The following is a 25,063-nucleotide window of genomic DNA, read 5'->3' on the forward strand; positions in this document are numbered from 1 at the left end:
CTTTTTTATCTCTTGATCAAAAATTCGTCAAAGTTCATGACCGTACTGGCCACTATTGTTCCCGCTGCAACCTGGGCAGGATTCAGCATTTTGTCGACGGGATACTCCCCCGCGGCAAGTATGTCCTTCACTCTTTTCGGGTTCTTGCTGAAATCCGAATATTCTTCTTCGTAAAGCTCCTTTAAAATGGACATTTCCTTCGCACTTGGCGGCCTGCTCGTGAGCGCAGTGAACGCGTAGGAGATCTGTTCATCCAGCGTTTTGCCGTTTTTCAGCATCTGCTGGGCCAGTACCCGCGACGCCTCTACAAACTGAGGATCGTTCATCACCACCAGCGCCTGCAAAGGTGTGCTTGTTTTTTGTCTTTTGGTAATACAAAAATGCCTTTCCGCCGCATCAAAATTCAGCATCATCGGTGGCGGCGAACTGCGTTTCCAGACGGTATATAAGCTGCGTCTGTATAAACTATCGCCGTGCTGCTGCTTATAAACGACCTCGTTCCTGGTTGCCAATGCTTCCCAAAGTCCGTTGGGTTGATAAGGATATGCACTTTTACCTCCTATCCTCTGGGTCAGCAAGCTGCTGGATGCCAATGCATTGTCCCTGATCTGTTCAGCACTCATGCGGTAACTTGGACCGCGGGCGTAAAGCCTGTTGTCAGGGTCGCTGTCACGCATTCCGGGGTTTCCGCCGGACGACTGCCTGTAAGTCGCCGATGTCACGATCATTTTCTGCATCGCTTTCACATTCCAGTTCGATTGCCGGAATGTAGCAGACAGATAATCAAGAAGTTCCGGGTGCGTAGGGAGTTCGCCCTGATTACCAAAGTCGTCGCTGGAAACCACGAGTCCTTTGCCGAAATACATCATCCAGAAACGGTTCACTGTTACGCGGGTGAATAGCGGATGATCCTCGTGCAGCAGCCATTTGGCAAGCCCAAGCCTGTTTTTTGGGAAATCTTTCGGTATTTTAAAGAAACTGTCAGGAGTATCCGCGTTAACGGGTTTGCCCGGTGCATCGTAGGCCCCCCTGTTGAGAATGAAGGATTTCCGCGGAAACTTGCGTTCTTTCATCACCATGACATCAATTTCCTTATCCAAAATTTCTGTCTCCTCTCCGATCAGCTTTCTGCTCTCGGCCAGGTGTCTGGTAAATTCGGGATCAACATTGCTGAAATAATATTCCTTTAATGAAGCCAGCTGGGCCGGTTTGCGCGCCGCCGCCGGTGTCTTGATCGCCGTAACCAGTTCATTTTTTAGTGTATAAAGGCCCAGCATTTCAAGGCCCGTGAGCGACCGGGTGTAAATCCTGAATTCGTCCACTTCAAAGTTTTTGGTCCGCTGATCGGACAAGCGGCCAATATTCAGGCGGTCCACATACCAGTTCGTTTTGTTCTTTCCGTAAAGGATGCTTTCGGTGAGGTTGTCATTGTGTACAACCACTTTGGCAGGCTTTCCGTTGACATATAATTTCAAACCATTGGCTTTGCTCAAACCATCGTAAGAAAACCCGATCTGCGTCCATTTGTTCATCGGGAATTTGTCGACCGTCTGTAACTCAATCGCGTTTTCGGGCCACACGTGACTCATGGTCAGCTTGATACGGCCATCCTTTTCCCGGAAAATATTCCAGCCCCGGTAGCCATTCATCACGCCGTTCGACTTGTGAAGGAGCGAACCACTCACTGCCGGATCATGCAGATTGAGCCAGATACTGATGCTGAAAGGCTGATTACGTTCGAAAAAAGCAAAGTTATCGCCAAACCCTACCGGATTTTCACCATACATGTAACGTGCCTTTCCGATCTTGCCGGCACGCGACGCCACATTTGATAAGCTGTCGTCACCCTCAGAAACCGCCTTATGCTTTGGATCAGCGAGATTCTGGAATTCTTTTCCTTTAGGTTCATCAAATGTAAAATGCCCCAGCAGATCTTTGGAATCTGGGAGTAAGGCCTTCTCGGGTGCCGCCTCGGCCGCAGAGAGCCATTTTTGAAAATTCTGGTCTGCTATAACCAGACGTTTTTCTCGTTCTGTTTTTTCTTTGCTGAGATTGGCGTGGATAAATTTCAGCTTCGCATCCGCTTCGGGCGTTGGCAAGGTGATAGTCGGACTTGCCTCTCCATTGTAAGGGATCTGTCCGTTTTCATTGTTGTTATTAAAAAACGAATAGAGCGAATAATAATCCTTGTGGCTGATCGCGTCGTATTTGTGGTCGTGGCAGCGGGCACATTCCACGGTTATGCCCAGGAATGTTTTTCCAAAAGTATCCACCCGATCAGTAACATAGGCTGTTCTGTATTCTTCCGGGATAATCCCGCCCTCCTGGCTCTGCTGATGCATCCGGTTAAAGCCGGTCGCTACCATTTGGTCGCGTGTCGGGTTCGGCAACATATCCCCCGCAAGCTGCCAGGTTACAAACTGGTCGTAAGGCTGGTTTTGGTTGAAAGACCTGATCACCCAGTCGCGGAACGGCCAGGCTGTGCGCATACCGTCGTCCTGGTAACCATGTGTGTCCGCATAACGTGCTGCGTCGAGCCAGGAAACGGCCATGTGCTCTCCATAATGGGGCGAGGCAAGCAGCTTATCGACCACATTTTCATAGGCTTTTGGCGACCGATCGGCTAAAAATGCCTTCACTTCTTCGGGTGTCGGCGGCAGGCCGGTAATATCCAGGTACGCCCTGCGCAGCAATGTGGTCTTGTCCGCTTCGGGGGCTGGTTTGATATTTTTTTCTTCGAGTTTATGAAGGACAAACCGGTCGATATCATTCTTTACCCAGCCTTCATTTTTAACTTTTGGAGGCTTCGGTTTTTCAACTTTGGTAAAAGCCCAGTGTGGCTTATATTCAGCACCTTCTTCCACCCATTTGATCAGAATAGCCTTCTCACGAGCGGTGAGCGACAAATGCGATTCGGGAGTCGGCATCAGTATTTCAGGGTCGGTCGAAAGAATCCTGTGTACCAGCTCACTTTTGCCCGGCTTTCCGGGATTGATCGCTTTCAGTCCGCTTTCCGTTTCCTTTTCGTAGGCAGCATTGGCAACGTCCAGCCTTAAATCCGCTTTTTGATGGGCGGCATCCGGACCATGACAAGCAAAGCAGCGATCCGACAGAATCGGCTTGACGTCATAAGTATAGTCAATGGGCTTTGACAACGTCGACATTTCCGCGGCCACATCGTCAGGCAAATCGACCTTACCTCCACAGGAAGCCAGTAAAGCGCCTCCGAGCGGCAGTATGAGAGAATATTTAAAAAAACGCTTGAACATTAATGGGTCATTTAAAATCATAATTTACAGCAAAGAAGCCATATTAAAAACAGCTTCTTTGCTATATATAACGTTAGTATCCAGGATTTTGCTGTAAAGTAGCCTGACCGTTCTTGGTGCTGTAAACAATTGCTTGCTGCGGAATCGGATAATACTGGTGTTTTTCCTCAAATTTAGCCCCGCTGAGGTATGTCCGTAAACCTTTTTCTTTATCCAGATATTTGTTCAGCACATTGACTGCGATGCCCCACCTCACCAGATCAAAGAACCGGTGACCTTCCATCGCAAATTCCAGACGGTTCTCGAAACGCACCGCTTCTCTCGCGGCGCTCGCATTGGTCCAGGGATCGCTGTAAAGCCCCACTACATAATTTGCAGCAGGTTTTCCGGCATCCGTTTTGACAAATCCGCCCGGATTAGCTGCCCTTTTTCTGATCAGATTCACGTATTCTCTTGCTTTTTCAAGATTCCCGAGCTCAACCTCGCATTCCGCCAGCCATAATATAACGTGGTCATAACGCATTAAGCGATAATTATTTGTGCTTTGTCTCGGATTTCCTGTCTTGCCGGATTCCGCTTTGCTCACAATCTGTTTTTTAGAAGAGTACGGACCGGCATAAGATTGGTCGCGGATCCAGAAACGGCCAGGATGAACGCCCCAGTCGATATATGGGATCCCGCGGCGGCCAACGGTCCAGTCCAGGCGCGCATCGAGCTGTCCTGTGTAAGGTTCAAACGGAGCTGACGACAGCAGGCCTTCATCATTTTTCACATCCACATCATTAAAAGTCTGGATCATCGGCAAACCCTTTGCGTCCGTCTTATAAGCATTGACCAGATTTTGCGAAGCCTGGTAAAATCCGCAGCAACCGCCGGGTCCGTTGGGGTACATGTAAGTAAGCTCATCGCCCTGGTTACCGCCTGAACCGTCCGCAGCTGTCACAGAATATTGTACCTCAAAAACCGATTCGGCATTGTTACGTGTTTCAGCTGCGAAATTATCATGAAAGTTATCCATCAGCCTGTATTTACCGCTGTTGACTACCTGAATCAACGCAGCTTTGGCAGCAGTAAGATGTGCTACATCGGGCTGACCTTTAGGAAATCCCTGGAACATGTGGCATTTGCCCAGGTAAGCAAGCGCTGCCCATTTCGTAGGCCTGCCCGGCTGAACCTGGGTTTCCGGCAGATTTTCGGCTGCGAACTGGAAATCCGCCTCAATTTTCGGCCACGCATCTTCCGTATTGGGGATCTGTACGCTTCCGGGGTCGCTGGTGTCCCAAAGCTCGTCGTCGATGTAAGAAATATTTCCCCACATTTTTTTAGCCTCAAAATGGTAATGTCCGCGCAGGAACCTTGCTTCCGCCTGGATCTGCAATTTGCGGGCCTCGTCCAGGCCTACTACTTCCGGCAGTGTTTTGAGTACGTCGTTGGATCGCGCCACGCCGTCGTATAATGTCCTCCACTTGCCATAAATGTGCGTGTTGGTCGTCAGCCATACATAACGTTCCATAAAAGTCTGCTCCGGCTGGTCACCTGCGTCCGATCCTTTGTAAGCGTCGTCAGAAACCACACTGCCGAATATCCAGTTGGAAACCGCGCCGTGCCAGCTTGTTACGCCGCTTGTGCCGATCCCGTCAAGCAATGCGTAGGCGCCGGTAAGGGCGCCTTCGATGCCCGCGGATGTTTTGATGATATCCGGACTATACTGGCCCAGGGGTTTCTTTTCCAGAAAACTGTCGCCGCAGGAAGATGCAATGAATAATGTAATGAGTATGAATATCTTTTTCATGTCGGTTCTGTTTAAAATCCAAGACTAAGACCTACGATAATCGATTTGGGTGTTGGATAAACACCTTCATCCACGCCAATCTGCCGGTCGGAACCGCTGTTGAAATTCCGCAGGTTCACTTCGGGATCAAGTCCTGTATATTTGGTAAAAGTGAACAGGTTCTGGGCCTGCACGTATATTTTCAAATGGTCCGTGCCGATTTTGGAAAGAATGGATTTTGGCAAGGTATATCCCAACTGAATGTTCTTGAATCTCAGATAAGAGCCGTCTTCAACAAAGTACGTCGAAGGTTCACCACTTTGGGCGTCATTGGCATCGAGGATCGGCAGCTTGGCATTGGGGTTATCCGGCCGCCATGATTCGTAAAGCATCCGCTTGGTCCGGTTTCCCTGAAACACTTCAAAATCAGTCCAGTAACGAACGTGGTTGAAAATATCGTTGCCTTGCACACCTTGTGCAAAAATGGTCAGGTCAAAGTTTTTATACGCCACATTGGCATTGACACCATAGGTAAAGTCGGGATGCGGGCTTCCGATATAAGTCTGGTCATTGGCATTGATAAGCCCGTCGTTGTTAATATCCCGGTAGGCAAACTTGCCTACGCCTTGTGTCCTTACTCCATTGATATAAATATTGGAATCATAGTAACCGGGAAATTTGGCATGCTTGGCGACCTCCTCTTCGTTTTGAAGGATTCCGTCGATAATATACCCGTAAAAAGACGAGATCGGACGACCGGCGATCGAACGCGTTACGGCTGGTGTTCGCAATGAAAACCCTGGCAAAAAGTCGTTGGGATTCTGTGGGTCAAGTGCGAGGATTTTGTTCCGGTAGGTTGAAAAGTTGACACCAATACTATATGTCAGCTGGCCGTCCATTGCCGCATCGTTGTAGTTCAGGCCGAGATCAACACCCCTGTTTTGCAGCGAAGCAATGTTCTGGGCAGGAATAGACGCGTCGCCAAGGCGGGGATCATACGCTTTTGTATAAAGCAGGTCCCGGGTCTGGCGGTCAAAAACATCCAGGCTCAGGTCAAATTTCCCCTGGAACAAATTGGCATCCAAACCCACATTGACCGTTGTGGTCGTTTCCCATTTTGCGTTGGGGTTGCCAAATCTTGCCAAATCGAAACCCTGCACATAACCGATTGGCGCGCCACCGATTCCGTAACCGCTGCTGTTCGGATTGCTCTGATAAGTGGAATAGGCGTTGAAATCCCCGATTTCCTGATTGCCCGTCTGTCCCCAGCCTGCTCTCAGTTTAAGGTCTGTTATAAAGCGCACATTCGACAAAAATGCCTCTTTGGATAACCGCCAGCCTACACTCGCCGCCGGAAAAGTAGCATAACGCGACGCCGCCTGAAACCGTGACGAAGCATCACGCCTCACTGTACCCTGAAGAAGATATTTGTCCTGAAATGCATAATCGATCCGCCCGAAGTAGGAAAATAATGACCAGGAAGAAGTGGCATAACCGCTGTTTGTGGAGGTGGAAGGGTTACCGGCGTCGATATATCTCAGGTCCTCTGCATTGGAAAAGAATCCCTGCCTGTATGCATTTACAAAGTTCCCGTAGGAGTCAATCGATTCCAGACCGGCGAACACATTCAGGTGGTGATCGCCGAAAGTTTTGTCGTAGGTCAAGGAGTTGGTCCAGGTCCAGGCGTAGCTGTAACTTCTGTTTTCGCTCAGGCTGTTTACATTCGTGCCGTGGGCAAGTTCGATTTCAACCGGGGTAAAATAGGTCCCCGCAGATACCGTGGCATCAACCCCGAAGCTGGTTTTGGCAGTCAGGTTTTTGAGAATATCCACTTCGGCATAGGTATTGCCGAAGATCCGCAAGTCTTTATAACCGTTGTTTTTATTCCTGACCAGCTGCCCCACAGGGTTATTGGCATTCCCCAGGTTACTGCCCAGTGTTCCCGCAAAATTTCCGCCAATGTCGTAAACAGGGATGATCGGCTGTGCGCGGTAGGTGTTGGATACCTGGCTTGTTTCACTGTTATTGCCATAATTCCCCTGGCGCTGGCCATAGGCAACCTGTAGATTTTCACCGATGCGGATCCTTTTCTTGATTGTAAATTCAGTGTTTGCCCGAACCGAGTACCGTTTGTAACCATTATGGATCAGGATCCCCTGCTGGTTGAAATAGTTGGTCGAAAAAGCATATCTGCTCTTCTCTGTGCCACCGGAAACGCCCAGCTGGTAATTCTGGATCGGGGCAGCGTCGAAAACCTCGTTCATCCAGTCCGTACCCTCTTTATTGGCTTGGGTGATCGAAAACTTCGTCTTGCCAAATTGCGGATCCGTGTAGCGGTCAAAGCTGTAATTGGCCGGGTTCACCCTCGGGTCGCTTGCGGAGGCGCCGTCGGGAATAATGTAATCAGGGATTACCGGCTCGGGACCACGTCCAAATTGGGCATGTTCGGGATTACCGGTAGTCGGATTTACAACATTTGCATTTTTTTTACTCTGCCAGAGATATTGCCCGTACTCGGCCGTGTTCAGCAGATCCATCGTTTTGGCGAGCTTCTGTACCCCATAATAGGCGTCGAATGTAAATTTGGGAACGCCGTTTTTACCTCTTTTTGTGGTGATGATCACTACGCCATTGGCTGCCCGGGAACCGTAAATGGAAGCAGAAGATGCGTCCTTCAATATCTGAATGGATTCTATGTCGTTCTGGTTGATCGTGTTCAGGCTTCCTTTGGTAGGTACGCCGTCGATCACATACAACGGATCATTGTTTCCCAATGTGCCATACCCGCGCACCCTTACAGCCACGCCGCCACCGGGCGTATTATCCGTTCCGACTGTGACGCCGGCAGCTCTTCCCTGCAACTGCTGCGCAAGATTGGTGGCCGGAACTGCCAAAAGCTTATCCGCATCGATAACGCTGACCGAACCCGTAATATCCCTTCTCGACTGGGCGGTATAACCCGTCACAACGACTTCGCTCAAAGCTTTGATATCTGACTGCAAAGTAACATTTAGGATCGACCGGTTCGCTACCTGGATTTCCTGAGATACATAACCGACGAAGCTGAAAACCAAAACGGATTTTTCGTCGGGAACTACCAGTGTGTAAGATCCGTCGCCACTTGTAATGGCACCTTGCTGTGTACCTTTTACGACCACGCTTACGCCGGGCAGCGGCTCTTTGCTGTCGCTGGCGAGCACCTGGCCTTTGATGGTAATGTCAACCGGATGGAGGTAGGGAAGCGGGACGAGCATTCCCTGATCCTTGGTGTTGCCGGGCGCATCTTCTTCTTTTTTATTCAATATAATGTATTCACCAGAGACAGAAAACCGGATCTGCAAGGGCACAAGCAGCTCTTTCAACACCTCGTTCAATGTCTGGTTGTTGGCCGACAAGGTTACTTTCTGATTTTTGATCAAAGACGGAACGTATGAGAACTTCACTTTCGCAGACCTCTCAATCCTGGCCAGAACACTTTTCAATTCCTGCTGATTTGCCTGAATGCTGAGCTCCCGGTTCAGCAGTTCCTGCGCAACACCGTTACTGGCAAACGACAGGCTGGTGCAGATCAGGGAAACAAGAAATGGAATGCATGTAACTTTTATCACAGTTACCAGAATTTTTAATGGTATACTATTTTTTTTCATAATATTACATTGGTTTTTGGTGTATACTAACGGCAAAACCCTCCCTCAATCCCCATTGGGGACTTTAAGTAACAGCTTAAATGGAGTGGAGCATGAAGGCCGGTAACGCTGGACCCGTTGCCGGCTTATTTTATTCTGTACCTAGCGTTTAGTCATATATAGTTGTTTAAAGATTAGCGGATCAGGAATATCAGAACATTAATCACAGCCTTCGCTGGAGACAACCACTTGTCCGTCGCTTACACGATAGCTTGCCCCGATCGTCTGGCTGATAATATCCAGCTTCGTAAAAAAAGGCTCGTTGCTCAGCTCGACATGAAGCGAGCATTTTTCCATGACGGCGCTGTCGTACACGATGGGGATGCCGTAAACTTTTTCAAGTGTCGCGAAAACTTTATGGACAGGCTGGTCCTGAAATACAAACCCCGATTGTGTTTCGGGTTTGATGAGTTCAAGCGGCATGCTGGATATGGATTTGGAGATCAGATTGTCTTTGGTTGAAAAAATAGCCTGCTGATTTGGCGTCAGCAGCAATTCGGTGTTACGGTTATTCTGACTGTCTATGTCCTTCATCGCCAAAACGGAAACCCTTCCGCTCCGGACAAGCACCTCAACGTTCGCCTCGGTGGTCTTAATCAGAAAACTAGTTCCTACCACGCGGGTAACAAGGCCGTGGGCATAAACAAAAAACGGGTTGAGCGCATCTTTCTCCACATCAAAAAATGCCTCCCCCGACAAATAAACTTCCCGTTTCTTGTTATTGATAAATGTATGGGCATAACTGATCCTGCTTGCCGGCGAAAGTGCTACAACGCTGCCATCAGGCAGTTTAACCGACATTTTTTTACCGGTTTGATTCACGATCTCCTTCATCGGAACCGGGACCCGGGAAACATATTGCCGATAGTCGGAAGCAGGTTCTTCGTGTTGCATTTTCCAGGATATCCCCCACCCTGTTGCCAGGATCAGCAGGACCGAAGCGGCCACGGAAACCCAGGTTCGCATAAAATTGAAGGCAACCGGCTGAATAACCGGGGCCTCCGTGCTGGTCAGAATCCTGCTAACTTGTTTTTCCAGGTTGTCCTCAGAAAGTTCGGAGTGGGTCTGGTTCCAGGTAAGCAGCAGCTCCCGCGCCTGCTGCATAATAATCTTCTTGTCGGGATACTGTCCTTCGATTCTTGCCCAAAAGTCATCACCAGCCTGGTCTTTCTGAACTACCCAAAGTCTGAAATTTTCGTCCAGGAGGAAATCTTCCAGATTGTATTTATCATAATATTTCATAATAAAGCACCATAATTGCGGCACTTACAATGACATAGTCCGAATGTCCCCGGAAAATCATGGAAAAAGTTGAAATATTTTTAAATAAATATCTCAATAATAATTAATGACTTGAAAATCAGATTGATAGAATAAACAAAAGGATGGTATGCAAAAGCGCCTCCCACTTTTCCCGGAACAATTTAAGCGTGATATGCAGCAAATTGGCTACTGCCGGGCGGGTTATACCCAATACGGTCGCGATCTGATCGTTGGTGAGGTTTTCGTAAAATTTCAGATAAATGATCTCCTGTTGCCGGTGCGTCAGAGTATGCAGCACATAGCCGATCTGTTTCTTCGTCTCATCGGTATGCTCGGACGAAATGATCCTGGACTCAATGTTCTCATCGTTCAGAAAAAGCTCGTCCCCATCTTCAAGAGAAATAAAGATAGTACTGCGCTGCTTTTCCTTGAAGATGCGGTTTCGCAAGCTTTTCAGCAAATAAGGTTTGATCTGATCCGTTGTTCCCAGAAATTCCCGGCGGTCCCACAAGGTCGTGAAAAGATCGTGGATGCAATCTGTGAGCGCGTCCTGATCTGTGATCAGTTTTTTACCATAATCAAATAATGTGCGGTAATGATCCCTGATCATCGATTCGAAAACAGCACGGTCGCCGCTTTTGAATTTCTGCCAGATATGCACATCGTTTTCCATTTGCCTTCAATAATGTATTAGCAAAACACCAGTTTCTTTATTAAGTGTAATTATCCCTTTTATTACTCCAAATAAAAGGGGAAACACCTATGTAACCGACTGTATCTGCGTCCGATTATGTCCTTCCCGTTTAAAATCAGGCAACTGTCCATAATGAGTAATATTCCAAGGCAATCCGGATCATGTTTGTTTATTGAGATTATGACTGTAAATTTACAACTGTAAAAATAAAAGTAAGATATGACCTATATCAGCGCTCAGCCACATGTAAGTAATTCCTGGGATGATATTTGTTATCCTGTCAACCCGGTATGGCTTGCCGACATATTACCTGACTACGATATCATAGCTACCGACAGGCAGCAACTGGTCGTCGGTCAGCCCGCAGGAGGAAGAAAAATGATCTTTGGGATCCAGAGTACGGATTACGACATTATCCCTAATATTCTGATCAGGGAGGTAGTGGATAAGCTGTTCAGTGAATATGACCTTCAAATTAAATATACGACCACGGGCGAGTTCAGCATCAGTATCATTCTTCCCCAGGAGCTGTCCATAGGCGGAGAACGTCTTCAGCGCAGTATGATATTGACAAACAGCTATAATGGCAAAACCCCTTTCAGCATACAGGGCCAGACACTGACCACCATGCTGGACAACAATATCAAACCGGGCAGCAGCATGTACAGGGCAGTATGTCAAAACGGTTTGATGGGCTGGGCAGACTCGTTTGTCGCATTACCGGACTATCAGCAATGGTTAGAAGAGCGGCCGCAGGGAAAAGTCCGTAAAGGTACTCCCGCTGTGAAAAAAGAACCGGGCGTGAGAAAAATACATCACAGCAGGTTAACTCCGGAGCTGTTCCAACGACAACTATACGAATTGCTGGCCGGTCAGAATCAACAGCAGGCTACGTTAACGGCTACCGTCTATGAGCATTTTCAACAAAGATCAGTGAACCGGGCAGACGAAAACCTGCTCAAGACACTGCCTATTCCGGTTCAGCTGGCGAAGCAGGCCTATGAAAGGCTCAGGCTTGAGCAGAGGCTTCTCGGAGCGGATCCGTCCTACTGGCTGATGTACAATGCTGTCAATCATGCGCTTTTTAACGCCCGCAGCAGTCTTACTTTGAACGACCGCTACAAGCTCGACGAAAGGGTTTTTCATCAGCTTGCGGCCAGTTCTTTTGCTTAATATCAAAAACCTGAATATTTGTATCAGGGCAAGATGTAATTTGTTTCACATTAATTGAAGTGTATGCATTCAACAAACATAAATCCGGGATCCGCTTCGGTGGCACTGGTTTTGGCAAAGATGGAGGACATGTTCCAAAAGAAGGGAGCTCAGGGTAACGAAAGGTTTTACGCTGCGGAACTGCAATCTGATTTTTCGGTTTACGCCAGTTTTATTCAGGAAAATGCAGCAATACTGGGGATGACCGGCTCTATTTCGCATCGACCGAACAGGAGGCCATCGAAAATTACTGAAAAGGATGGAAGCCGGTTTCTGACCATTTTGAACCGTGTGGCAAAAGGAAACGAAGGCGTGTCACGTCAGGAGCGTGTTTTTATTCATCAGTTCTGGTCAGAAATACAGGAGATACCCTCTATAAAAAAAGACAAATAGGCATTTGATTATCAATATCTTATTAAAACAAAGTGATTATGAAAGATGAAAAAAGCAGACCTGCCCGCGAGATATTTTCTGTGATGATCTGTGCCTTCACGATGATCTTCATTTACATCACTTTTTGCCTTTTGACTTTACACATCTGATAATAATTCCAGACTTTTTCACATAACGCGCATGTTTCTTATGATTTCGGCCAAGCAGTAAAACCAGCTTGGCCGAATCGTTTACGTTATCCGGCGGACAGACCTTTCCAACGGTCATGTGACCAGAGCCAGAGTGCCGGCGCCTTGTAGATGTTTGTCTCCAGTTTATCATAATAGGCGTCCGTAATTTCCATAGGAGAATTTTCCGAAGATTTTTCCGAAATAAGGTGAAATGTATAGTCGTAGTGAAAGCGCGACTTTTTGATGCATTCCAGGTAGACAACCGCTGAGTCGGAGGCAATCGCCAGTCTTTCCGCGCCAATCTGAACCTGGGTTTTCTGGCCCAGAAATTCGACATAATGTTTTGCCTCGGTAGCAGGCCGCTGATCAGCAATGACTACCACCAGCGACGGATTTTCACGTTGCTTCAAAGTCGACAGTGCGCCGCGATAAAAATGTTGCTTGGGAATAAGCCTCACGCCCAGCGACGAGCGCATCTTCAAAATCCAGTTATTGATAGTTTGATTGGAGATCGGCGTATAGGCTGTATAAACCTGGAAATCAACAACTTTTGGCAGATTAATCAGGTACTCCCAGTTGCCGTAATGCGAAGCGAGCAAAACCACGTGCTTCTTTTTCAGGTAGAATTGATCCAATAGGTCAGGATTGGTATAAGTAGCCAGTTCCTTTCGTCTTGCCGGACTTACCAAATAGTATAAAAACGGTTCGATCACCAGATCGCCAAGATGCCTGTAATACTTTGAGATGATGCCCGTAATATTCTTTTCCCGCTCCACTGCGAAAGATGTCGTCAGATTCTTCCTGATCACCTTGTAACGGTATTTCAATACATAAAAAGTAAATACATAGATCAATGACGAAAGCCCCGCCGCCACAAGTAACAGGAGTTTGTTTAATACAATAGCCGTGCGTGTGCCGGAATTTGTTTTCATGGGTTGAAGAAGTAGTTGCTAACAGATCTGCCTAAGCAACAAGAAAACGGGGAGAATGATTTTCGATATCCTGCAAGTCAGTATTAAATTTTAAAGAAATGAGGCATTGCCCGCTGAATCCCGTCTTGATTTGGCAGGTCTTCTTCACCGCCCGTCCAAAACAAATCCTATGTATTTTGCTGTGCTTAGGTAATGGTAAGGTCCGCCAGAGCTTGCGTTTACCTCCTTACAGGTTTTCAGATACAGCACGTCATTTGATTTACAAATACTAAACATTATCATCACTAAATGTTAAATCCAGAGTTCATTATTTCACTTCTACTTCCAAATGTTTAAACAAAAAATGACTTCTGATATTTTTTTGCGTCTAAACTTGTGTCAGCATTAGGCGGTAGCAAACAAATTTTAGTAATGTTGTGTATGGAAGGAGTATTCATTTTAGAATTAGGAAGGCGGGTCAAGCAAAAAAGGCTTGAAAAAAGAATGACGCTACAGGAGTTGGCAGATAAGTCTGCTGTCAGTAAAGGACTTGTGTCTCAAATCGAAAATGGCCGTAGTATCCCCTCACTACCCGTCATGCTGGGTATTATTCAATCACTGGAGATTGAAGTCAGTGAGTTTTTTGAGGGCATGAGCCTCCTGGAACCTACTATTCTCCTCAATCGTAAAGGCGATTACGTGCCATTCGAAAAAGAAGATGCCAGGGGTTTCAATTACCAGCGCATGATGATGCGCAATCTTCCGCCCAGTACCGTGGATTTTGCACTGCTCACACTGTCAACCGATTCTTACAGAGAAGAAGTCACCACGGATGCTTACGAGTTTATCTATATCATCAAAGGCGAAACCGATTACCGGGTCAACGGTCAGACGCTGCATCTCAACGAAGGCGATTCGCTGTTTTTCGATGGAAGGCTGGCCCATGTTCCCAAAAACACTTCATCGGGTGAATGCCTGCTGCTCGTTTTGTATTTCTTTGATCAACGCAGCTAATTCAATAACGCAATCCTATATACGAAAGCTGATTTCCTGCTCATCCCCAACTCATTGAACCAGGAAATTAAGTGGTTGTGGCGATGCCGTTCCAGCATCAGATCCCGTCTGATAACACTACCCCTGTGCTTTAAAAAATTCTTCCGGCATCCAATATTTCTGTCTCGATAATTAAATGAACTATTGTTTAATATTAGTAAACATTTAGTATGTTTGACTCATAAAACCTATTTCATATTTTATTAATTGAATAATAGCAACTCAACTTGTAGGTTTCCATATCGCTGGGACCGTAATCCGCAAATATGATATCGAAACAAGACAACAGGGAATTGGTTTATAGGACTAAAAGACCTTAGTTTTGCATATAATTTACATCAAAAACGCCTTCCCGTCGGGCACATTGCTTAATGGAGCTGGTTTTGATGTGCAAAACAGCTAACCAGGGCTATTTAGCCCGGACCTGTTTTATCATTTTTAAAAATGGCAGCAATTTTCACCAAATTAATTCCAATGAAAATAAAGCTTTGGGCCTTCATCGGTTTGTTGGTTGTCGGCATGATGTCTTTTACCTGGTCAGGTTTATTCGGCCACAAGATTGATTACAACACCGAGGTTAAACCTATTCTCAATAAAAACTGCATTGGCTGCCACGGGGGGGTCAAAAAAGCAGGGGATGTAAGTTTTCTGTTTGAGCACGAAATGCTTGAACCGGGCAAGTCGGGAAAAATACCGGTGGTGCGGGGCGACGCGCACGCCAGTGAAATGATCCGCAGGATCCTGACCGATGACGCGGATGAAAAAATGCCGAAAAACGGTACGCCGCTGAGTAAGGACGATGTTGAGATACTCACAAAATGGATTGACCAGGGTGCTTCCTGGGAAACGCACTGGTCTTACAAACGCATCGAAAAACCAGAAGTTCCGTCACTGCGTACTGTCTGGAACCTTTTCGGACTGCTGGACGCGGATGTCAGAAAGTGGCCGAAAAATGAGATCGATCATTTCACATTGCAAAAACTCCGTGAAAAAGATCTTTCGCCTTCTCCTGAAGCCGATAAAGTGACATTGTTGAGAAGGGTGAGCCTGGACCTGACCGGGCTGCCGCCTACCGAAAAAGAGGTAGCCGACTTCGTCAGCGACAACTCGGCCGGTGCCTATGAAAAAGTAATCGACCGCTTGTTGCAATCACCTTCGTTCGGAGAGCGTTGGACATCGATGTGGCTGGACCTGGCACGGTATGCCGACACAAAAGGTTACGAAAAAGACAGCGGGCGCAGGATCTGGCGTTACCGCGATTATGTCGTCCGGTCCTTTAATGCAGACAAGCCATTCGATGTTTTTACAATAGAACAGCTGGCCGGCGACCTGCTTCCGAAAAAGAACGGGATGCCCGCCGAGGAAAACCTCATTGCCACCGGTTTTCACCGCAATACGATGAACAACGACGAAGGCGGTACCTCGGATGAAGAGTTCCGCGTCGCCGCACAGATCGACCGCGTCAACACCACCTGGGAAGTATGGCAGGGCACTACATTTGCCTGCATACAGTGCCACAGCCACCCCTATGATCCTATTTCGCACGACGAGTATTACAAGTACATGGCTTATTTCAACAATACCCGTGATGAAGATGTGCCCAGTGATTCCCCTACCCTGCGTTTTTACAAAGGCGACGATTCCGTTAAAGTACAGCGCCTGATCGATTGGGTGGCCAAGCGTGACCCCGCTCAAACCGAAGACTTTACGCAATTTATGCGCGTGATGGAGCCCAAGATCAACTCCCACGACTTCCAGATCATCGGCGGTGCCACTTTGCTCGACGGGAAATATCTGGGACTGAAACACAAAACTTCGGGAAGGCTTCCCAATGCCAACCTGACAGGAATGACACACATGGTAGTGTCCCTGGGTGCCAATATCGATAAATCCGTACTGACGATCCGGAAGGACACGTCCGACAAGGCCTTTATTGCCCGCATCGACGTGCCCAATACCAAGGGAAAGGACACCGTCATGGTCGTTCCGATATCCCATGGGGGCGGCAAACAGGATCTGTTCTTTAGTCTGGATAGCCCGAAAACACCGGACAATTGGGTTGGGGTAAAATGGCTGTCTTTCCAAAAAGGAATCCCAGGAAAAACAGAACCGGAGTACCCTGATATAGTAACTGAATACAGCAGACTGCTAACCAAGGGAATAGAGGATATTCCTGTGCTTTGGGAAGGTAAAGGGGATTTCAGCAGAAAGACGCATGTATTCGTGAGGGGCAACTGGATGGTAAAAGGTGCACAGGTAAAACCGGACGTGCCCAAGCTGCTGTATCCCATGCCAAAAGAGTATTCCAACGACCGGCTTGGCCTGGCCAAATGGATTGTGAACAGAGAAAATGCCCTGACCGGCAGGGTCATCGTCAACCGGTTCTGGGAGCAGCTTTTCGGTCGCGGCATTGTTGAAACTGTCGAAGATTTCGGTTCTCAGGGAGCCGAGCCTTCGCACCGGGAGCTGCTGGACTGGCTGGCCGTAGAATTCATGGAGACAGACCACTGGAGTGTAAAAAAACTGTTGAAACGTATCGTTATGTCTGCTACTTACCGGCAGAGCTCGAAAACAGACGGAAAAAAAATTGAGAAAGACCCTTACAATGTCTGGATATCGAGGGGGCCACGCGTACGGCTGAGCGCCGAACAGGTCCGCGACCAGGCTTTGGCATGCAGCGGGCTGCTTTCGCGAAAAATGTATGGCCCGGGTGTCATGCCGCCTCAGCCCGACAAGATCTGGCAATCGCCTTACAGTGGTGAAAAATGGGTACTCAGTGAAGGTGAAGACCGTTACCGCAGAGGCGTTTACACCTATTGGAAACGGACGTCGCCCTACCCGTCCATGGTCACTTTCGACGCGCCCAGCCGTGAATTTTGTCAATCCAGAAGGATACTTACCAATACACCTTTGCAGGCACTGGTGACGTTGAACGATCCGGTATACCTGGAAGCTGCCGAGCAGTTGGCTACCAATATGCAAAAAAGAGGCCGTACACCCCAGCAGCAAATAACGGAAGGTTACCGGATGCTCACTTTCAGGAACATCGAAAAAAAGAACCTGAATACTTTGGTCAATGTATACAACCAGGCCTTGCAAGCATATAAATCAAAACCTGCAGAGGCAGACAGCATGCTATTGTACCGAAATGAAAAGTCACCTGAACTGGCCGCGTTAACGGTTTCGGCCAATGTCATGCTCAACCTGGATAACGTGATCACGAAGGAATAATCTTTGGCTTAAAGACAAACATTATGCAAAATCTCTTAAAAGAACTTCAGCATACGCACCTGCAGCATCAGACCAGGCGCCACTTTTTACAATCCTGCGGGTTTGGCCTGGGTGCTTTGGGATTAGGTTCTCTGATGGGCTCGTGCACTGCAGCTTCCGGCGACAGCACTCCACAATCTGTGAAAACCGGTATCCCGCAATTTGCCCCGAAAGCCAAAAGGGTCATTTATATCCACATGGCAGGCGCACCATCCCAGCTGGAGCTTTTTGACTATAAGCCCGAGCTTATAAAATACCATGGACAAGACTGTCCGGCCGAATTTCTGGAAGGTAAAAAATTTGCCTTCATTCAGGGTGTTCCAAAAATGCTTGGGCCTCAGGGGAAATTTGCGCAATATGGTCAATCCGGCGCCTGGATGTCTGACTATGTCCCCTATTTGCAAACTGTTGCCGATGAAATCACTTTCCTGAAAGCCATGCACACGGATCAGTTCAACCATGCACCCGCGCAATTGCTCATGCATACGGGAAGTGCACGTTTAGGACGCCCGAGTTTGGGAGCATGGTCGGTCTATGGTTTAGGTTCTGAAAATCAGAACCTGCCGGGATTTATAGTATTGGCATCTGGCGGGCAGCAGCCGGATGCTGGAAAAAGTGTCTATGGAAGCGGATTTTTACCGTCCGTATATCAGGGGGTTCAGTGCAGAACGGGAGGAGACCCGGTTTTGTATGTAAGTGATCCCAATGGAATGAACCGCGGCATGCGTAAACAAACCATTGAAGCCATCAATGAGATCAACCGCCAGACCTACGAAGATGTGCAGGACCCTGAGATTTTGACCCGCATCAGCCAGTACGAAATGGCATTCAGGATGCAAATGTCCGTTCCGGAAGTGATGGATGTTTCGAAAGAACCGCAGTTTATCCTGGATATGTATGGTGTAAAACCAGGCGAAGGCACCTTTGCGATGAATTGTCTTCTGGCCCGAAAACTGGTCGAAAACGATGTCCGCTTCGTCCAGCTTTTTGACTGGGGCTGGGATGGGCACGGAACTTCAAAAGATCACAATGTAGAAGGAGGTTTGAGACAAAAATGCCGTGAGTCTGACCAGCCTATCGCGGCATTGATCCAGGACTTGAAAATGCGCGGGTTACTGGAAGAAACACTGATTATCTGGGGGGCAGAGTTCGGACGGACACCGATGCAGGAAAACCGGAATGGCCTGGTGATGCCCTTTATGGGCCGGGACCACCATCTGGATGCCTTTACGATGTGGATGGCAGGAGGCGGTGTGAAACAGGGATATTCGCATGGAGAAACAGATGAACTGGGCTATTATGGAGTGAAAGGCCGTGTACATGTCCATGACATACAGGCTACTATACTGCATTTAATGGGCTTTGATCACGAGAAATTCACTTATCCTTTCCAGGGAAGGAATTTCAGGCTCACTGACACAGAAGGCAAGGTTGTTAAAGAAGTTTTAGCCTAGTTTATTTCAATTTATGTTTCAATTACTTCTCCAGTCGTCAGGCTGGGCACTTTTCATAGGCAGGTTCCATCCCTTGCTGGTTCATTTGCCTATCGGCTTTTTATTGATCGCTGCATTGCTGGAACTGGGCCGGCGGACAAATAAAATTAATGTCGGGGCTCCGGCGATTGCTTTTATATTATTGTGCTCTGCCATCGGTGCTTCCCTGGCATGTGTTGCCGGTTATCTGCTTTCACTGGGAGGCGGATACGACGCACTTCTGCTCGACAGGCACAAATGGCAGGGGATCGGCGTGGCCGCTTTTGCGTGGGTCGCATGGTTTGTGAGCATTGATAAATTCAAAGAAAAAATACCGCTCGTTTCAACCGTTTATGCAGGCACATTGGGCCTGGCCGTACTGCTCACCATGACCGCCGGGCATGACGGCGGCTCGCTGACGCACGGGGAAGGATACCTGTCTCAATATACGCCCGAGCCGTTCCGCACGCTGGCAGGAATGCCTCCTGGAAAGGTGCCTTCCGAGGAAATCAAGCCGATTGAAAATATAGAGCAGGCCCTTGTTTATAAGGATGTTGTCCAGCCTATTATGGAAATGCGTTGTACGCAATGCCACAATGCAAGCAAGAGCAAAGGGGGCCTCCGGCTGGACGATATGTCCTTCATCGTAAAAGGAGGCGAGAGCGGCCCGGCCCTTCTGGCCGGCAACAGCGCCGAAAGTGACCTGATCAAAAAGTGCCTGCTCCCGGAAAACGACGATCAGCACATGCCACCTAAAGGAAAACCCCAACTGACCAATGAGCAAATTGCACTGCTGTCGTGGTGGATAGAACAAGGTGCCCCTGCCGACAAAAAAGTGGGCGAGCTTCAAAAATCAGATGCTGTAAAACCGGCACTGGCATCGCTGACGTCGGGTAACCCTGCCGGTCCTGCAAAATCCACTGTTTCACCGGTGTTAAGCCTGAAAGTCGGGCAGGCGGATGAAAAACAAATAGATGCGCTCAGAAAAGCAGGATTACTTGTCAACTCGGTTTCGCAGGATTTGAACCTGCTGGAAGTCAGTGCTGTGAACGCGAAGGACTTTGACGATCGCCAGATCGCGTTGCTGACCGGTTTATCAGGACAAATCGTTTCTTTAAAACTGGGCGGTACCAAAATCACCGACGCCTCCCTGAAAGAAATTGCCAAATTGAAGTACCTGACCAAACTCCACCTCGACCATACAGCAATATCAGATGCCGGCCTGGCAAATCTGAAATCACTGGATTACCTAGAATACCTCAATCTGATCGACACAAAAATCACTGATAATGGCCTCAAAAGTATTGCCTCCATGAAGACCATGCGATCGGTATATGTTTGGAAATCCAATGCTACCGATAGCATTGTGAATCAACTGAACAGATCAAATCCGCATGTTGTCATCACCAATGGTATGAGCGGGCCAGCCATCGCACAGTTTTTACAAATCGGAAAAAATGCGGCCAGGGATTCAACAAAAGCACTCTGATACGTATCCATGCTGACAGAATTTGAATTGCTTATCGAGGAACTGGAGGCTGAAAAATTAAGGCTGAATGAAGAATTGCAGGAATGCCTTCAGTTTCAGGATTATAAATATGCCCAGTATTATCAAAAAGGCATCTGGCGGATTGAGAGAAAAATCGACCGGCTCAAACAACTGAACCGGAATCCCCTGGCACCCGATACACAATACCTGGTGGACGCGATAATCGAGTTGAATAAAAACAGGATCAAAGGATTTTCTCTGTTCTTCCTCAAAAATTCAGATTTTTATCTTCACTTCTACAAACTTCCCAATGACAAGCTCTATTGCCAGATTCCTGCAGAAAGCGAAATGTTGAAAGCACATTATTACGTTTATCTGCCACGCTTCAGAAAAAACATTTTATCACTGGGTTTCGACCTTCATGAAGACATGGCAGGAATTGAGTTTACAGTCGAAACCAACCTCTCATGCGACACCATACTCACCAAACTTTCGTTACTGATGTTTGATATTCTGCAAGTAGATACACGAGCGAGTGGATACATCACGAAAAAATTCCATGAATAGTCGGCCGGGCAACGCGCGTACCTCGCAAAATCTAAGGCATAGCACAAGTTGGTTCCCGCCGGGAAGAATCCTCTCAAATAATTTTTATATCACTTTAAACGCACAAAGGGTTTTCAGGGTTATCTTTCTGGCTGTCTGCTAACTGATATGGCTAAATTATTATACGGGGCGATTGGCTGTTTACTGCTACTTGTCTGGCTCCCAATGTCAGCGTTGTCTCAGCCGGACACGCTCAGGATTACCGGATCCTCTTATTTTGACGAAAAGCGGACCCTGGTCCTTTGCAATTATATTTCTGCCAAGTTAAAGATCCCCGTCAAATACGAAAATATCCCCTCCACAAAGCATATGCACGAACTGCTCAGGCAGGGAAAGGTAGATCTGGCGATGATGAACACCTTTCAGTATGTTTTTGCCAAAAGCGACCATATAACCAACATTGAGCCTTTTGTAATTCTGGGCGACAACAGTGGCAAAGCCAAGACCTACCGCAGTTGTCTCATCGTCAGACCGGCTAGCCCATACCGCGACCTGGGGCAGATCATCAGCGCAGCCGACAGGGTCAAAATAGATTTCGCCTATGTCGCATCGACTTCCGGGCACATTGTACCCCGCATGCAGCTGGCTGCCTCAGGCGTACAGTATCCCGAAGCACAGTTCGAGAGCGTTCATTTTTCGGGAGGCCACCTCGAGGCGATCCGATCGGTTATAGGCAAACGTGCCGACGCGGCGTTTGTATCCATAGATGATCTTATCAACTATCAGCTCACCGGTCAGATCGCCAAAGACGCAGTCAGAATTATCTGGACATCCTATCCGATCACCCAAAGCCCGGTCGTGGTACGGCGAAATTTACCGGACGCTCTGAAACAGCAGTTGAGATCATTATTCCTGAACTTACATCACGACGATCCCGCTGTGTGGCACCATGTTAAGGAGAACTGGGGAGCTGTTGGCCCCGTTCGTTTTGTTGATGCTTTGGCAACGGATTTTGTGTCTGTTCAGCAGGCGGCGGATAAGGTGGGCAAGCTCGTTTATTTCCTGAACTATTATGAGGAACGCCTCGCCCAGCAATCGCAGGAGCTGGCAAAAGGCGACGGCCTGATTGACGGCCAGCGCGCCAAAATCCAGCAACAGAAAGAAGTGCTCGACAAACAGATCATTCAGATAAGGACCCAGACCGCATCACTTTATTTACTGGGATTGATTGTTATCGGTATCGGCGTCATTATCACTCTGGTTGTGCGGTCCAGCCGGTCGAAACAACGGTTGAATGACAAACTGATCCTGAAAAACGATCAGATCGAACAGGCGCTTTCCGACCTTAAGCTTGCCCAGGATACGCTCGTCCATTCTGAGAAAATGGCGTCTCTTGGTCTGCTGACGGCTGGTGTCGCCCATGAGATCAACAATCCTGTAAATTTCATTTTCACCGGGATCAATGGATTGGAGAAAAACATCAATGCTTTGATGACGGTCATTACGGAAATGGAAAAAATGGAAGATCTGCCCGTTGAGCAGATCGCCATGCACCGGGATACCATTGAACTGGTCAAGAAAAATAACCGGTATGTGGCTGTGAAAGCGAGCTTAAATGAGTTTATCGACGGGATCAGGCTTGGTGCCAAACGTACCGCGGACATTGTCAGCGGCTTACGTGACTTTGCCCGTACCGACGAGTCTGAACGTACGCGGGCCCATATCCACGACTGTCTTGACTCTACACTTCTTTTACTTCAGTTCAAATTTAAAGAAGCCGGCGTCCAGCTCTCGAAGCAGTATGGCGATAACATACCCGAGATGGCTTGTTATCCGGGACCACTGAACCAGGTATTTATGAACCTGTTCACCAATGCCATCCAGGCTATCGAAGCCAGAACAGACGGAACCGAGGGACTGGTCAGCGTTACTACCAGGCAGATTGGTGAAAAAATTGAAATTACCATCAGTGACAACGGCACCGGTATAGAGCAAGGCATCCTGGCCAAAATCTTCGATCCTTTTTTCACTACAAAGCAGGTGGGCGAAGGTACAGGGCTGGGATTGTCAATTTCCTACGGTATCATCCGGAAACACCAGGGTACGCTGGAAGTTGAAAGTGAAGTCGGCCGTGGTACCAGATTTTTTATTTACCTTCCCACAAATTTAACACTGACTTAACTAACATAAGCCTTTCGCCTATTATGTTTAATATATATTAACAAAATGGCAATGGAACAAAAGCCCTATACCATCCTGTATGTTGACGATGAGGAGATCAACCTAAAGTTTTTCGCAGCCACGTTTTCATGGGAATATCATGTATTGACGGCCTTATCAGCGGAGGAGGGTTTGACAATATTTAAACAAAATGAGGTTGATCTGGTTGTGGCTGACCAGCGTATGCCTGGCATGTCTGGCGTTCAGTTTTTTGAGAAAATCTACGAACTGGACCCGGCACCGGCCCGCATTCTCCTGACGGGCTACGGCGACCTGGAAACACTTGTACAGGCGGTTAACCAGGGCAAGATTTTCCATTTCTTTCATAAACCCTGGGCTGAACAGGAACTGAACCGGGCATTTGAGAGAGCGCTGCAGATCCGGACTTTACAAAGAGAGAACGCGGCACTGATTGAAAATCTGCAACAGACCAACGAAAACCTGGGCCGGGCATTGGGTGAAGTGGAAACCCTTACCAAACTGCTGGAAGAGGAAAATCAGTTGCTCCGGGAGGAAGTGAACGAATCGTTCAATTTCGATGATATGGTAAGTAACAGCCCCATTTTTCAGGAAGTGCTGCACCGTACCGCGCGCGTGGCAGTTACAGACGCAACTGTCCTGATCACCGGTGAAACGGGCACCGGCAAAGAACTCCTGGCCAGGGCTGTCCACAGGCTGAGCCACCGCCGGCAGAAACCATTTATTAAAATCAATTGCGCGGCGCTGCCAGCCCAACTGATCGAGAGCGAATTATTCGGCCATGAAAAAGGGGCATTCACGGGTGCCACGTCCGCTCGTCCGGGCCGTTTTGAACTGGCCCATCAGGGTACCATTTTCCTCGACGAGATCGGCGATTTTCCGCTGGAGTTGCAGGCAAAGTTACTGCGTGTTCTGCAGGAGGGGGAATTTGACCGGCTTGGGGCAACACGTACCACCAAAGTTGATGTCCGGGTGATTACCGCTACGCACGTTGACCTCAATGCCGCGGTCCGGCAGGGTCGCTTCCGGGCTGACTTGTTTTACCGGCTCAATGTATTCCCCTTGCACACGCCTCCTTTGCGGGAAAGGAAAGACGACATTCCGCTTTTGGTAAGACACTTTGTACGTAAATATGCCGTCAAAAATGGAAAGGTAATCCGCCGTATCTCCAAGAAAACTTACCATCTTTTACAGGCGCATCATTGGCCGGGCAATATCCGCGAACTCGAAAACGTGATCGAGCGGGGTATCATTATGAGCAAAGGCGACAAGTTTAAAATAGACAGCTGGCTGCTCGAAGATTCCGCAGGCTCACCTCAGAATCCCGGAGAAAGCGGCGCCATCGAGTCACTGGAGGAAAACGAACGGATTCATATTGTCCGGGCACTTCAGCAAACCAACTGGCGGGTTACCGGTGACCAGGGTGCGGCACGACTGCTTCTGATCAACGAACGCACGCTGCAATCCCGCATTCGGAAACTGCAGATCCGGCGGCCCAATGATGCTGATGATTAATCATCACATTGAGCCACTCATTCGTGCCAGCCCTGTGTGACTTTCAGTAACTATTGTGAATGGCCGGATTTTCGAAAAAAACTATTGCATTTTAGGAATAATAGCATGGATTGTCTCGCAATTTCTCCCCTTTTCAGATTATCCCAATGT

15 protein-coding genes are annotated in these 25,063 nt (G+C 48.0%); 9 read left to right on the forward strand and 6 right to left on the reverse strand.

The genetic code is table 11. The features are described 5' to 3' along the window. Positions 1-5: 5 nt before the first annotated feature. The 5 genes from FBF61_RS09380 to FBF61_RS09400 all read right to left on the reverse strand — a co-directional run bounded on the left by FBF61_RS09380 (position 6) and on the right by FBF61_RS09400 (position 10,662). Entirely contained in the window at positions 6-3,269 is a 3,264-nt protein-coding gene (locus FBF61_RS09380; RefSeq protein WP_229214976.1) for a DUF1553 domain-containing protein, read from the reverse strand. Positions 3,270-3,342: 73 nt separating this feature from the next. Beyond that, positions 3,343-5,061 (reverse strand): RagB/SusD family nutrient uptake outer membrane protein, encoded by a 1,719-nt coding sequence (locus FBF61_RS09385; protein WP_138476935.1) that lies wholly within the window; start codon positions 5,059-5,061, stop codon positions 3,343-3,345. Between the two features lie 11 nt (positions 5,062-5,072). Then, positions 5,073-8,687: a SusC/RagA family TonB-linked outer membrane protein gene (locus FBF61_RS09390; RefSeq protein WP_138476936.1), complete on the reverse strand. Its 3,615-nt coding sequence runs from the start codon at positions 8,685-8,687 to the stop codon at positions 5,073-5,075. Between the two features lie 198 nt (positions 8,688-8,885). Then, positions 8,886-9,968, reverse strand: a complete 1,083-nt coding sequence (locus FBF61_RS09395; protein WP_138476937.1) for a FecR family protein — start codon at positions 9,966-9,968, stop codon at positions 8,886-8,888. 118 nt (positions 9,969-10,086) lie between these two features. Next, positions 10,087-10,662, reverse strand: a complete 576-nt coding sequence (locus FBF61_RS09400; RefSeq protein WP_138476938.1) for an RNA polymerase sigma factor — start codon at positions 10,660-10,662, stop codon at positions 10,087-10,089. A gap of 240 nt (positions 10,663-10,902) precedes the next feature. Here FBF61_RS09400 and FBF61_RS09405 point away from each other — a divergent pair, with 240 nt between their 5' ends. Then, the gene (locus FBF61_RS09405; RefSeq protein WP_138476939.1) at positions 10,903-11,856 is read left to right on the forward strand and encodes a DUF945 domain-containing protein; all 954 of its coding nucleotides are present in this window, start codon (positions 10,903-10,905) and stop codon (positions 11,854-11,856) included. 63 nt (positions 11,857-11,919) lie between these two features. Further along, positions 11,920-12,288 carry a hypothetical protein gene (locus FBF61_RS09410; RefSeq protein ID WP_138476940.1) on the forward strand — a complete coding sequence of 123 codons (369 nt, stop codon included), beginning with the start codon at positions 11,920-11,922 and terminating at the stop codon, positions 12,286-12,288. 235 nt (positions 12,289-12,523) lie between these two features. Here the strand turns inward: FBF61_RS09410 and FBF61_RS09415 are convergent, their stop codons facing one another. Beyond that, positions 12,524-13,390, reverse strand: a complete 867-nt coding sequence (locus tag FBF61_RS09415; RefSeq protein WP_138476941.1) for a lysophospholipid acyltransferase family protein — start codon at positions 13,388-13,390, stop codon at positions 12,524-12,526. 420 nt (positions 13,391-13,810) lie between these two features. Here FBF61_RS09415 and FBF61_RS09420 point away from each other — a divergent pair, with 420 nt between their 5' ends. From FBF61_RS09420 to FBF61_RS09450, 7 genes are all read left to right on the forward strand, one after another. After that, positions 13,811-14,383, forward strand: a complete 573-nt coding sequence (locus FBF61_RS09420) for a helix-turn-helix domain-containing protein (RefSeq protein WP_262712801.1) — start codon at positions 13,811-13,813, stop codon at positions 14,381-14,383. A 513-nt stretch (positions 14,384-14,896) separates the two neighbouring features. Beyond that, positions 14,897-17,653, forward strand: a complete 2,757-nt coding sequence (locus FBF61_RS09425) for a DUF1553 domain-containing protein (RefSeq protein ID WP_138476943.1) — start codon at positions 14,897-14,899, stop codon at positions 17,651-17,653. Positions 17,654-17,676: 23 nt separating this feature from the next. Beyond that, positions 17,677-19,146 (forward strand): DUF1501 domain-containing protein, encoded by a 1,470-nt coding sequence (locus FBF61_RS09430; protein WP_138476944.1) that lies wholly within the window; start codon positions 17,677-17,679, stop codon positions 19,144-19,146. A gap of 13 nt (positions 19,147-19,159) precedes the next feature. Next, positions 19,160-20,653 (forward strand): c-type cytochrome domain-containing protein, encoded by a 1,494-nt coding sequence (locus FBF61_RS09435; RefSeq protein ID WP_138476945.1) that lies wholly within the window; start codon positions 19,160-19,162, stop codon positions 20,651-20,653. 9 nt (positions 20,654-20,662) lie between these two features. After that, positions 20,663-21,220: a hypothetical protein gene (locus FBF61_RS09440; protein ID WP_138476946.1), complete on the forward strand. Its 558-nt coding sequence runs from the start codon at positions 20,663-20,665 to the stop codon at positions 21,218-21,220. Between the two features lie 147 nt (positions 21,221-21,367). Further along, positions 21,368-23,380 carry a sensor histidine kinase gene (locus FBF61_RS09445; protein WP_138476947.1) on the forward strand — a complete coding sequence of 671 codons (2,013 nt, stop codon included), beginning with the start codon at positions 21,368-21,370 and terminating at the stop codon, positions 23,378-23,380. A gap of 51 nt (positions 23,381-23,431) precedes the next feature. After that, positions 23,432-24,913 carry a sigma-54-dependent transcriptional regulator gene (locus FBF61_RS09450; RefSeq protein WP_138476948.1) on the forward strand — a complete coding sequence of 494 codons (1,482 nt, stop codon included), beginning with the start codon at positions 23,432-23,434 and terminating at the stop codon, positions 24,911-24,913. The last annotated feature ends 150 nt before the right edge of the window (positions 24,914-25,063 follow it).

Origin of the sequence: Dyadobacter bucti, from assembly GCF_005869225.1 — a bacterium.
In the GTDB taxonomy this organism is placed as follows: Bacteria; Bacteroidota; Bacteroidia; order Cytophagales; family Spirosomataceae; genus Dyadobacter; species Dyadobacter bucti.

Excerpts from the sequence above, each read along its gene's own strand:
- FBF61_RS09380 (WP_229214976.1), bottom strand. The coding sequence starts at position 3,269 with ATGTTCAAGCGTTTTTTTAAATATTCTCTCATACTGCCGCTCGGAGGC.
- FBF61_RS09385 (WP_138476935.1), bottom strand. The coding sequence starts at position 5,061 with ATGAAAAAGATATTCATACTCATTACATTATTCATTGCATCTTCCTGC.
- FBF61_RS09390 (WP_138476936.1), bottom strand. The coding sequence starts at position 8,687 with ATGAAAAAAAATAGTATACCATTAAAAATTCTGGTAACTGTGATAAAA.
- FBF61_RS09395 (WP_138476937.1), bottom strand. The coding sequence starts at position 9,968 with ATGAAATATTATGATAAATACAATCTGGAAGATTTCCTCCTGGACGAA.
- FBF61_RS09400 (WP_138476938.1), bottom strand. The coding sequence starts at position 10,662 with ATGGAAAACGATGTGCATATCTGGCAGAAATTCAAAAGCGGCGACCGT.
- FBF61_RS09405 (WP_138476939.1), top strand. The coding sequence starts at position 10,903 with ATGACCTATATCAGCGCTCAGCCACATGTAAGTAATTCCTGGGATGAT.
- FBF61_RS09410 (WP_138476940.1), top strand. The coding sequence starts at position 11,920 with ATGCATTCAACAAACATAAATCCGGGATCCGCTTCGGTGGCACTGGTT.
- FBF61_RS09415 (WP_138476941.1), bottom strand. The coding sequence starts at position 13,390 with ATGAAAACAAATTCCGGCACACGCACGGCTATTGTATTAAACAAACTC.
- FBF61_RS09420 (WP_262712801.1), top strand. The coding sequence starts at position 13,811 with ATGGAAGGAGTATTCATTTTAGAATTAGGAAGGCGGGTCAAGCAAAAA.
- FBF61_RS09425 (WP_138476943.1), top strand. The coding sequence starts at position 14,897 with ATGAAAATAAAGCTTTGGGCCTTCATCGGTTTGTTGGTTGTCGGCATG.
- FBF61_RS09430 (WP_138476944.1), top strand. The coding sequence starts at position 17,677 with ATGCAAAATCTCTTAAAAGAACTTCAGCATACGCACCTGCAGCATCAG.
- FBF61_RS09435 (WP_138476945.1), top strand. The coding sequence starts at position 19,160 with ATGTTTCAATTACTTCTCCAGTCGTCAGGCTGGGCACTTTTCATAGGC.
- FBF61_RS09440 (WP_138476946.1), top strand. The coding sequence starts at position 20,663 with ATGCTGACAGAATTTGAATTGCTTATCGAGGAACTGGAGGCTGAAAAA.
- FBF61_RS09445 (WP_138476947.1), top strand. The coding sequence starts at position 21,368 with ATGGCTAAATTATTATACGGGGCGATTGGCTGTTTACTGCTACTTGTC.
- FBF61_RS09450 (WP_138476948.1), top strand. The coding sequence starts at position 23,432 with ATGGAACAAAAGCCCTATACCATCCTGTATGTTGACGATGAGGAGATC.